General features: G+C 48.1%; 1 protein-coding gene, 2 tRNA genes and 3 rRNA genes. All 6 read right to left on the bottom strand.

Annotation, left to right across the window (positions count from 1 at the left end; translation table 11 throughout):
- Positions 1 to 108: 108 nt before the first annotated feature.
- Positions 109 to 221: ribosomal RNA gene (rrf, locus tag BGI33_RS05910) — 5S ribosomal RNA — on the bottom strand.
- A gap of 108 nt (positions 222 to 329) precedes the next feature.
- Positions 330 to 3219 (bottom strand): 23S ribosomal RNA (locus tag BGI33_RS05905).
- A gap of 353 nt (positions 3220 to 3572) precedes the next feature.
- Positions 3573 to 3648: transfer RNA gene (locus tag BGI33_RS05900), tRNA-Ala, on the bottom strand.
- A gap of 15 nt (positions 3649 to 3663) precedes the next feature.
- Positions 3664 to 3740 (bottom strand) — tRNA-Ile (locus BGI33_RS05895).
- Positions 3741 to 3817: 77 nt separating this feature from the next.
- Positions 3818 to 5356, bottom strand: a 16S ribosomal RNA gene (locus BGI33_RS05890).
- The 16S, 23S and 5S rRNA genes sit together here with 2 tRNA genes alongside, the layout of an rRNA operon.
- A gap of 725 nt (positions 5357 to 6081) precedes the next feature.
- On the bottom strand, positions 6082 to 6813 hold the full coding sequence (locus BGI33_RS05885) for a DUF3472 domain-containing protein (protein ID WP_100090372.1): 732 nt from the start codon (positions 6811 to 6813) through the stop codon (positions 6082 to 6084).
- Between the last annotated feature and the right edge of the window lie 25 nt (positions 6814 to 6838).

Genomic DNA, 6838 nt, shown 5'->3' with positions numbered 1-6838 from the left:
AAGGCTGCTGTTATGTTTTGCTAGCAGGCATCTATATTCATTGCCTTCTAGCCTTTAGCCAAAGCAAGAAACCCGGCTGATCTCTCAACCGGGTTCTTCTTATGGGGAGTCTGGCGGTGTCCTACTTTCACATGGGCATCCATACTATCATCGGCGCTAGGTCGTTTCACGGTCCTGTTCGGGATGGGAAGGCGTGGGACCAACCTGCTATGGCCGCCAGACATTAAACTGTCAAATCAGAAAGCCTTAATCTTGGTGATGTGTATTCATCAGTAAGCTTTTATCATTTCTTCTGTACATGCTCTCATGTATGAAGTCCTTCAAATGATAGAGTCAAGCCTCACGAGCAATTAGTATCGGTTAGCTGCAAGTGTTACCACTCTTCCACACCCGACCTATCAACGTCCTGGTCTCGAACGTCTCTTTAGAGGGATTAAATCCCTAGGGAAGTCTCATCTTCAGGCGAGTTTCACGCTTAGATGCTTTCAGCGTTTATCTCTTCCGAACTTAGCTACCCGGCGATGCGACTGGCGTCACAACCGGTACACCAGAGGTTCGTCCACTCCGGTCCTCTCGTACTAGGAGCAGCCCCCGTCAAACTTCCAACGCCCACTGCAGATAGGGACCAAACTGTCTCACGACGTTTTAAACCCAGCTCACGTACCACTTTAAATGGCGAACAGCCATACCCTTGGGACCGACTACAGCCCCAGGATGTGATGAGCCGACATCGAGGTGCCAAACTCCGCCGTCGATATGAACTCTTGGGCGGAATCAGCCTGTTATCCCCGGAGTACCTTTTATCCGTTGAGCGATGGCCCTTCCATTCAGAACCACCGGATCACTATGTCCTGCTTTCGCACCTGCTCGACTTGTCGGTCTCGCAGTTAAGCTACCTTGTGCCATTGTACTATCAGTCCGATTTCCGACCGGACCTAGGTAACCTTCGAACTCCTCCGTTACTCTTTGGGAGGAGACCGCCCCAGTCAAACTGCCTACCATGCACGGTCCCCGATCCAGATGATGGATCCGGGTTAGAACCTCAAAGTCACCAGGGTGGTATTTCAAGGACGGCTCCACAGATACTAGCGTTTCTGCTTCTTAGCCTCCCACCTATCCTACACAAGTGACTTCAAAGTCCAATGCAAAGCTACAGTAAAGGTTCACGGGGTCTTTCCGTCTAGCAGCGGGGAGATTGCATCTTCACAACCATTTCAACTTCGCTGAGTCTCAGGAGGAGACAGTGTGGCCATCGTTACGCCATTCGTGCGGGTCGGAACTTACCCGACAAGGAATTTCGCTACCTTAGGACCGTTATAGTTACGGCCGCCGTTTACTGGGGCTTCGATCCGATGCTTGCACATCTTCAATTAACCTTCCAGCACCGGGCAGGCGTCACACCCTATACGTCCACTTTCGTGTTTGCAGAGTGCTGTGTTTTTATTAAACAGTCGCAGCCACCTATTCTCTGCGACCTCTAACGGCTTACGGAGTTAATCCTTAACCATCAGAGGCATACCTTCTCCCGAAGTTACGGTATCAATTTGCCGAGTTCCTTCTCCTGAGTTCTCTCAAGCGCCTTAGAATTCTCATCCTACCCACCTGTGTCGGTTTGCGGTACGGTTTCATTCAAACTGTAGCTTAGTGGCTTTTCCTGGAAGCGTGGTATCAGTCACTTCGTGTCCGTAGACACTCGTCATCACTTCTCGGTGTTAAGCACCCGGATTTGCCTAAGTGCTCCACCTACCGGCTTAAACGATCTATTCCAACAGATCGATGACCTAACCTTCTCCGTCCCCACATCGCATTTGAATCAAGTACAGGAATATTAACCTGTTTCCCATCGACTACGCATCTCTGCCTTGCCTTAGGGGCCGACTCACCCTACGCCGATGAACGTTGCGTAGGAAACCTTGGGTTTTCGGCGACAGGGCTTTTCACCCTGTTTATCGCTACTCATGTCAACATTCGCACTTCTGATACCTCCAGCATGCTTCTCAACACACCTTCTTCGGCCTACAGAACGCTCCCCTACCATGTCAGTTATCTGACATCCGCAGCTTCGGTTACAGATTTGAGCCCCGTTACATCTTCCGCGCAGGACGACTCGACCAGTGAGCTATTACGCTTTCTTTAAATGATGGCTGCTTCTAAGCCAACATCCTGGCTGTCTCGGCCTTCCCACTTCGTTTACCACTTAATCTGTCATTTGGGACCTTAGCTGGCGGTCTGGGTTGTTTCCCTCTTGACACCGGACGTTAGCACCCGATGTCTGTCTCCCGAGGAACCACTTGATGGTATTCTTAGTTTGCCATGGGTTGGTAAGTCGCAATGACCCCCTAGCCATAACAGTGCTTTACCCCCATCAGTGTCTTACTCGAGGCACTACCTAAATAGTTTTCGGGGAGAACCAGCTATCTCCGAGTTTGTTTAGCCTTTCACCCCTATCCACAGCTCATCCCCGCATTTTGCAACATGCGTGGGTTCGGTCCTCCAGTACCTGTTACGGCACCTTCAACCTGGCCATGGATAGATCACTCGGTTTCGGGTCTACACCCAGCAACTAATCGCCCTATTAAGACTCGGTTTCCCTACGCCTCCCCTAATCGGTTAAGCTCGCTACTGAATGTAAGTCGTTGACCCATTATACAAAAGGTACGCAGTCACGGATTACTCCGCTCCCACTGTTTGTATGCATCAGGTTTCAGGTTCTATTTCACTCCCCTCCCGGGGTTCTTTTCGCCTTTCCCTCACGGTACTGGTTCACTATCGGTCGATGATGAGTATTTAGCCTTGGAGGATGGTCCCCCCATCTTCAGACAGGATTTCGCGTGTCCCGCCCTACTTTGCGTATACTTAGTACCACCTCTGAAATTTCGAATACGGGGCTTTCACCCTCTTTGGCCAAGCTTCCCAGCTTGTTCTTCTATCTCAGTGGCTATCATATACAGGCTCTTACGCGTTCGCTCGCCACTACTTGCGCAATCTCGGTTGATTTCTTTTCCTCTGGGTACTTAGATGGTTCAGTTCTCCAGGTTCGCTTCTCTGCACCTATGGATTCAGTGCAGGATACCATGCTTATACATGGTGGGTTTCCCCATTCGGACATCGCGGGATCACAGCTCTATTGCCAGCTCCCCCACGCTTTTCGCAGGCTTACACGTCCTTCTTCGCCTATCATCGCCAAGGCATCCACCTGATGCACTTATTCACTTGACTCTATCATTTCAAGAACCTCTTGACTTCGCCATCTCCACCGTTGACTAGTGAATATGACTAAGGCCTTTACTCTCATAAAGCTTACTGCTTTGGTTGTCTGAACAACGCCTTTTGTTTTCGTTGTTCAGCGATACAATCATCACCCAATTCTTTCAGCACTTTCTTCTTCATCTGTTTCCAGATTCCGATTCCTGTGCCTCAATCTTTGTTTGTTGATTTCGGCTTTCCAATTTGTTAAAGATCGATGCGTTACTTCGCAAATTAAAGCTAGCTTCTGCTTCGTCTGTACTCAGACTAAACTACCTTTAATTTCCAAAGTATCCTGATTTAACTTCCCTCTTCCTACAGAGTCGTGGTGGAGGCAAACGGGATCGAACCGATGACCCCCTGCTTGCAAAGCAGGTGCTCTACCAACTGAGCTATGCCCCCGCGTCCTTAAATATGTGGTGGGTCTGGGAGGACTTGAACCTCCGACCCCACGCTTATCAAGCGTGTGCTCTAACCAGCTGAGCTACAAACCCAGTTTATTCAGTCTCTTCTCGCATCTTTTCAGTTTACCGATAAGTGTGAATGCGAATCAGCCTCTTCTTTTCTCTAGAAAGGAGGTGATCCAGCCGCAGGTTCCCCTACGGCTACCTTGTTACGACTTCACCCCAGTCATGAAGCATACCGTGTTAAGCGACCTCCTTACGGTTAGTCTACCCAATTCTGGTATCCCCCACTCCCATGGTGTGACGGGCGGTGTGTACAAGACCCGGGAACGTATTCACCGCAGTATGCTGACCTGCGATTACTAGCGATTCCGACTTCATGCACTCGAGTTGCAGAGTGCAATCCGGACTACGATCGGCTTTCTGAGATTGGCTTCACCTCGCGGCTTCGCTACCCTCTGTACCGACCATTGTATGACGTGTGAAGCCCTGGTCATAAGGGCCATGAGGACTTGACGTCATCCCCACCTTCCTCCGGTTTGTCACCGGCAGTCTCATTAGAGTGCCCAACTTAATGATGGCAACTAATGACAAGGGTTGCGCTCGTTGCGGGACTTAACCCAACATCTCACGACACGAGCTGACGACAGCCATGCAGCACCTGTGTTACGGTTCCCGAAGGCACTCTCCTATCTCTAAGAGATTCCGTACATGTCAAGACCAGGTAAGGTTCTTCGCGTTGCATCGAATTAATCCACATCATCCACCGCTTGTGCGGGTCCCCGTCAATTCCTTTGAGTTTTAATCTTGCGACCGTACTCCCCAGGCGGACAATTTCACGCGTTAGCTTCGCTACTAAGGCATCTAGTACCCCAACAGCTAATTGTCATCGTTTAGGGCGTGGACTACCAGGGTATCTAATCCTGTTTGCTACCCACGCTTTCGAGCATGAACGTCAGTGTTATCCCAGGAGGCTGCCTTCGCCATCGGTATTCCTCCACATCTCTACGCATTTCACTGCTACACGTGGAATTCTACCTCCCTCTGACACACTCTAGTCACACAGTTTCAAATGCACGTCCCAAGTTGAGCTCGGGGATTTCACATCTGACTTATTTAACCGTCTGCGCTCGCTTTACGCCCAGTAATTCCGATTAACGCTCGCACCCTACGTATTACCGCGGCTGCTGGCACGTAGTTAGCCGGTGCTTATTCTTTAGGTACCGTCAGCACTAGATGGTATTAGCACCCAGCTTTTCTTCCCTAACAAAAGTCCTTTACAACCCGAAGGCCTTCTTCAGACACGCGGCATGGCTGGATCAGGGTTCCCCCCATTGTCCAAAATTCCCCACTGCTGCCTCCCGTAGGAGTTTGGGCCGTGTCTCAGTCCCAATGTGGCGGATCATCCTCTCAGACCCGCTATGGATCGTCGCCTTGGTAGGCCTTTACCCCACCAACTAGCTAATCCAACATCGGCCGCTCAAATAACGCGAGGTCATAAGATCCCCCGCTTTCCCCCTCAGGGCGTATGCGGTATTAGCCATCCTTTCGGACAGTTATCCCCCATTACTCGGTACGTTCCGATGCATTACTCACCCGTTCGCCACTCGCCACCAGAGAGCAAGCTCTCCGTGCTGCCGTTCGACTTGCATGTGTAAAGCATGCCGCCAGCGTTCAATCTGAGCCAGGATCAAACTCTTATGTTTAATCTTAGCTTGTTGCAATCTCGAAGTCCCCTCCGAAATCACTGGTCTGCTTCAAAGTTATTGACAAGTATATGTCTATATATCTCGTCTCTCTGAATCAGTGTGAGGCTCATCCGCACTCACACTTATCGGTAATCTGTTCTGTTAAAGAGCGTTGCTTTCGACTGCGTTCTACTTTAAACTGTTTAGTTCGTTTCGTGTCGCGTCATCAGCGAAGAAAGCGAACTATACGCCTCACTCAAAATCATGTCAACTACTTCCCCCTTTTATTTTTCATTATTTCATCATATGACTGTTTTTTAAGATTTTATTTTTAGCACTTTTTACCCCCTTTGCCTTTTATCTTCGCGCTTTTTCTTTCGCCACAGTCATTACCGGCTGCTTTTGACTCCATTTAGTATCGGTTTTTCGGCTTTTCTGTATCAGTCGCACTTTAAATAAAGAAATAAAGTTTTATTTGGTATTGTCGTTTCTGCAATGAGTGGTTTCTATATTGGGCTGCTTTGGGAAATGGGGATATTAGCTGCCCTAATTTGTATTTGTATCGTTATCTTTATGGTTATAAATAATTTTTAAGTGCAAATTCAATTTTATATTATTTCCCTTGATTCAATACTTTCTTTTGACTGTAATTATGGTTCTGAATAAGACTACGTGTACTGATAAATTAAATAATTAAAAAGCACGCTTTCACGCGTGCTTTTTAGGTTGCTGAGTCGTGAATGTTATTTATAGCCACCTTTTACTAATGTTCCACTTTCATCATGTTGCCAGGTAATGGCACCTGGACAGGCCTGTGAACCGCCGGATAGGGTGGAAATAGTACCTTTGATGGTGTCGTTGTTGGCGGTAGGTGGCAAAAATTTAATTTCATAGTAAGGCCAACCTTTTTTGTCGCAAGTCAGATGGAATGATGGATTATTCATTTTGTAATTTTCAATCCACGATATTTGTTTATTAGCCAGATTGCCGGCAGATGGGCTAACTTCCCATTGCCCAATGATATCTCGACGGCCGGTAGTCTTATTAGTAACGGTGCCCATCAATAGATTGCCATCTTTTTGTACTCTAAAAGTAAAGGTGTCGCCCAGCTCTCCTGGTATATATTTGCGACAGGTTGCACCACTTCTGGCTCCATCTGCACCACCTTTGCAATTAGGGTGTCTGGCAATGGTGTCTTTACGAAAGCTGCTGAATAAAACCATGAATTGACGTGAACCATCTCTGGCATTAGTAGTAGGCTGGATACCGGTATAGCCTATTCCTCCGCCTCCGGTAAAGCCAAATTGATTGGCAAAATAAAATTCATCTACGGGTGCCGCCTGATTGATGGTAATAGCAAAGGTGATATTTTGTATCACGCTGGAAGTTGGAATACTCCAATTTAATGTAGGTGTTGCTGCCAATGCCTGAGCAGCAGCAAAAGCTGTCATGATTGCCATGATTTGTTTTTTCATGTGTCTCTCCTGTTATTCATAATTA

The organism is Snodgrassella alvi, from assembly GCF_002777425.1.
GTDB lineage: Bacteria > Pseudomonadota > Gammaproteobacteria > Burkholderiales > Neisseriaceae > Snodgrassella > Snodgrassella alvi_B.
Note: the sequence above shows the minus strand (reverse complement) of the source record. Positions and strands in the feature narration are given on the sequence as shown.